Here is a 4,034-nt window from a genome sequence, read left to right as displayed (position 1 = left end):
CCGGCGGCCGGTCCGGACGCCGAGCCGCTGGCCGCCCGCCGCTGGGAGATGCCGCTGCCGCTGCGCGCGGCCGCCGGACCGGTGGCGGCGCTGGTGGTCGCCGCCGCCGTGGTGCTGCTCGACGACGACGGCTGGTGGGAGGGGCTGCTGCGCCCGCTGTGGATCGGCTCGCTGGCGATCCTGGCCTGCGCCCAGACGCTGTCCTGGCAGCTGGTCGCCGACCGCAACGGCCTGCGGGTGGCCACCGCGCTGCGCACCCGCTGCTACCGGTGGGCGGAGATCTCGGCGGCGGCGGCGCACCGGAACCTGCTCACCATCCGGCTGCACGGCGGGCGGGAGTTCTCCTTCTTCAGCCGCCCGGCGGTCTGGCTGGCCGCCCTCTTCGGCGGCCGGTACGACCCGGGCGCGGTGGCCCGGACCGTCGCCACCGCCGCCCACCGCCCCGACCTGCGCCCGGCACAGGCCCTGCCGGACCGGCTGGGCGGCCCCCAGCACCTGGTGAACCGGCTCGCGCTGACCGGCTACGCGGTGTTCACCGTCGCCCACTACGCACTCTGAACCCACCCCGGACCGCCACCGGATCCACACCGCTTCCGGCCTGCGCGTAAGGGGGAGTACGGTGTTCTTGATCACAGCACCGGCGCGGCACCGCGAGGCGTCCCCGGCAGCCCGGACCGGGACAAGACGAGGACACGTCCGCACCGGTACGGTTGGCCCCGATGAACACCAAGGCTGCTGAGGAGCTGCCGGCTGTTTCCGTGATCATGCCGGTGCTCAACGAGGAACGTCACCTGCGCACGGCGGTCCGGCGCATCCTGGACCAGGAGTACCCCGGGCCGATGGAGGTGGTGATCGCCCTCGGCCCCTCCACCGACCGCACCGCGGAGATCGCGGCCGAGCTGGTGGCCGAGGACCCGCGGGTGCGGACGGTGGCGAACCCCACCGGCCGGACGCCGGCCGGGCTGAACGCCGCGATCCGGGGCTCCCGGCACCCGATAGTCGTGCGCGTGGACGGCCACGGCCTGCTCACCCCCGGCTACATCACCACGGCGGTCCGGCTGCTCGGCGAGATGGACGCGGCCAACGTCGGCGGCATCATGCACGCCGAGGGCGAGACCGAGTGGGAGAACGCGGTCGCCGCCGCGATGACCTCCAAGATCGGCGTCGGGAACGCGGCCTTCCACACCGGCGGCCTGGCCGGCCCGGCGGACACCGTCTACCTCGGGGTGTTCCGGCGCGAGGTGCTGGAGAAGCTCGGCGGCTACAACGAGGAGTTCATCCGCGCCCAGGACTGGGAGCTGAACTACCGGATCCGCCAGGACGGCGGCCTGGTCTGGTTCACCCCGCAGCTCAAGGTGACGTACCGGCCCCGCCCCTCGGTGCGGGCGCTGGCCAAGCAGTACAAGGACTACGGCCGCTGGCGCCGGGTGGTCACCCGCTACCACCGGGGCTCGGTCAACCTGCGCTACCTCGCCCCGCCGGCCGCACTGGCGGCGGTCCTGCTCGGGCTGGGGCTCGGCGCCGCCGTCCACCCGGCCTTCCTCGCGGTGCCCGGCGCGTACCTGCTGGGCATCCTCGGCGGCGCGGCGGTCGAGGGGCGCGGCCTGTCGTTCAAGGCCAAGGCGCTGCTGCCGGTGGCCTTCGCGACCATGCACCTCAGCTGGGGCTTCGGCTTCCTGACCTCACCGCGCTCGCTGGCCCGGAGAGTGATCGCCAGCGTCGGCCCGGCCGCCAAGGACGTGCTCTCGAAGACCGGCTGATCCGCGGATCCGCCGATTCGTTTCGGCAGCCGCCCCGGCGCCTTCTCGACGCCTCCTCGGCGGCACCGCCCGGAACCCGTCCGGAACCCGTCCGGGACCCGTCCGGCACCTTCCCGGCACCGCTATCGTCGGTGCGCATGGCGACAGTTGAGGGCGGGTCGGGCGCGGCCCGGATCGAGCCGAGCGCGGACGTCGACGAACGGGCCGCGATCGGCGCCGGGACGACGGTCTGGCACCTCGCCCAGGTCCGCGAGGACGCGGTGGTCGGCGCGGACTGCGTGATCGGCCGCGGCGCGTACGTCGGCCCCGGCGTCCGGATCGGGGACCGGGTCAAGGTGCAGAACCACGCGCTGGTGTACGAGCCGGCGGTGGTCGAGGACGGGGTGTTCATCGGCCCGGCCGCCGTCCTCACCAACGACCGGTACCCGCGCGCGGTCACCCCCGACGGCCTCCCCAAGGGCCAACTCGACTGGCGTGCCGAAGGGGTGACGCTCCGTCATGGCTGCTCGATCGGCGGCCGGGCGGTGCTGGTCGCCGGGGTGACGGTCGGCCGCTGGGCCCTGGTCGCGGCCGGCGCCGTGGTGCACCGGGACGTCCCGGACTTCGCCCTGGTCGCCGGTGTCCCGGCCCGCCGGATCGGCTGGGTGGGCCGGGCCGGCGAGCCGCTGCGGCCCGCCGGGGACGGCGGCTGGCAGTGCCCCCGGACCGCCGAGCGCTACCGCGAGCGGGACGGAACCCTCGTACCGCTGTAGCTACTTGGCGCAGACGTCGGTGTCGTCCGCCTGCACCCGCTGGAGGTCCTCGGGCGCCTCGGTGGGCACCGCCGGGGTGGCGGGGGCGGTCAGCACGTCCTTGCCGAGCACCAGCAGCAGCCCGTTCTTCGGGTCGGACTTCTCGGCCGGCCGGACGGCGTCGCCGGGCAGGCCGAGGGCGGCGGCCAGGGCGCCGGCCTCGGCCTCCATGCCGCTCGGGTAGGACACCGTGGTGGTGTCGGCGGGCGGTGCGTCGCTGCCCACCGCGGCCCGGTCGAAGCCCTTCGCCCGGAGCTTCTCCACGGTCGGCCCGGACTGTCCGCGCTTGCCGCTGCCGTTGCGGACCGTCAGCTGGGCGGTCTTGAGGTGGATCGCCGGGAGGGTGGCGGCCGGCGTGGCGGGGGCCGGGGCCGCCGGGGCCGCCGGGGCCGCCGAGGCGTCGGCGGCCGGTGCCTCGGGGGCGGGCGGGGCGGCGGTCTCGGTCAGCGAGCGGTCGGCCGCGACCATCGCGAACAGCTGCCCGGCGTCCGGCTGCTTGAGGATCACCCGGTTCTCGTCCTTGGGGTCGTCCAGGACGGGCGCGGTGGTGAAGGTGATGTTCTTGGTGTCGACCCTGCTGATGTCCAGCGCGAGGTCCTTGAGCTTGTCCACGCTGCCGATGCCGGAGTCCACGGTGAGCGCCTTGGTGGCGGCGTCCGCGAGCTTGTAGAGCTTGGTCGGGCTGGTCAGGGTGTCGTCGCTCTTGATCTTGCGGATCATCGAGCTGATGAACTGCTGCTGGAGCGGGATCCGGGTGAGGTCGCCGCCCTGGCCGACCGCGTGCCGGGTGCGGACGAAGGCCAGCGCCTCCTCGCCCTGGACCACGTGCCGGCCCTTGGTCATCTTGAGGTGGGAGCCGGAGTCGTTGATGTCCTTGGCCGCGCAGACCTCGACCCCGCCGACGGCGGTGGACAGGCTCTTCACCGCCTCGAAGTTGACCTGCACGAAGTGGTCGACCCGGATCCCGGTGTTCTTCTCGACGGTCTTCCAGGTGCAGCCCGCGTCGCGCCCCGCCTGGCCGAGGCTGTTGTTGAACTCCTCCCGCGCCGAGCCGGGGATCTTCTTGCCCTGGGTGCTCTGGCACTCCGGGATCGGCAGCATCAGGTCGCGCGGGAGGCTGATCACCGTCGCGTTGGTGCGGTCCTTGGCGATGTGGAACAGCAGGGTGGTGTCGGCGTGCCCGGTGCTGCCCTCGTCGCCGTACTCCCGGCCGAGGCCCTCCCGGCTGTCCGTGCCGATCACCAGGACGTTCAGCGCGTCCCCGGCGGCCGGCGGGCGCTCGGACTCGTCGCCCAGCTGGACCTTGACCGAGGTCAGGTTGTCGTTGAAGTGCCGGTACAGGTAGTACGCCCCGCCGCAGCCCGCGACCATCACCAGGGCGCCCGCCCCGGCCGTCCACTTGAGGGCCCGTCGGCGCCGGCTGCGCCTGGCGAGCGCGGCGGCCCGCCGACGGGTGTCCCGGCGGCCCTCCGGGGCCGGTGCG

The 4,034-nt window shown here is 74.3% G+C and carries 3 protein-coding genes and 1 pseudogene; 3 read left to right on the top strand and 1 reads right to left on the bottom strand.

What is annotated here, in order from left to right; genetic code table 11:
* The 3 genes and pseudogenes from AE652_RS36890 to AE652_RS36880 all read left to right on the top strand — a co-directional run.
* Positions 1-558, top strand: a pseudogene (locus AE652_RS36890) (hypothetical protein); the annotation flags it as partial.
* A gap of 161 nt (positions 559-719) precedes the next feature.
* On the top strand, positions 720-1,760 hold the full coding sequence (locus AE652_RS36885; protein WP_049659498.1) for a glycosyltransferase family 2 protein: 1,041 nt from the start codon (positions 720-722) through the stop codon (positions 1,758-1,760).
* Between the two features lie 137 nt (positions 1,761-1,897).
* Positions 1,898-2,512 carry an acyltransferase gene (locus tag AE652_RS36880; RefSeq protein ID WP_049659502.1) on the top strand — a complete coding sequence of 205 codons (615 nt, stop codon included), beginning with the start codon at positions 1,898-1,900 and terminating at the stop codon, positions 2,510-2,512.
* Here the strand turns inward: AE652_RS36880 and AE652_RS36875 are convergent.
* A partial coding sequence (locus AE652_RS36875) for an LCP family protein (RefSeq protein WP_049659496.1) occupies positions 2,513-4,034 on the bottom strand: 1,522 nt, incomplete at its 5' end.

The sequence above is a fragment of the Kitasatospora sp. MY 5-36 genome (genome assembly GCF_001182915.1).
GTDB lineage: Bacteria > Actinomycetota > Actinomycetes > Streptomycetales > Streptomycetaceae > Kitasatospora.
Note: the sequence above shows the minus strand (reverse complement) of the source record. Positions and strands in the feature narration are given on the sequence as shown.

What these genes read in the sequence shown, in the direction of transcription:
- AE652_RS36885 (WP_049659498.1), top strand. Translation starts at nt 720, where the DNA reads ATGAACACCAAGGCTGCTGAGGAGCTGCCGGCTGTTTCCGTGATCATG.
- AE652_RS36880 (WP_049659502.1), top strand. Translation starts at nt 1,898, where the DNA reads ATGGCGACAGTTGAGGGCGGGTCGGGCGCGGCCCGGATCGAGCCGAGC.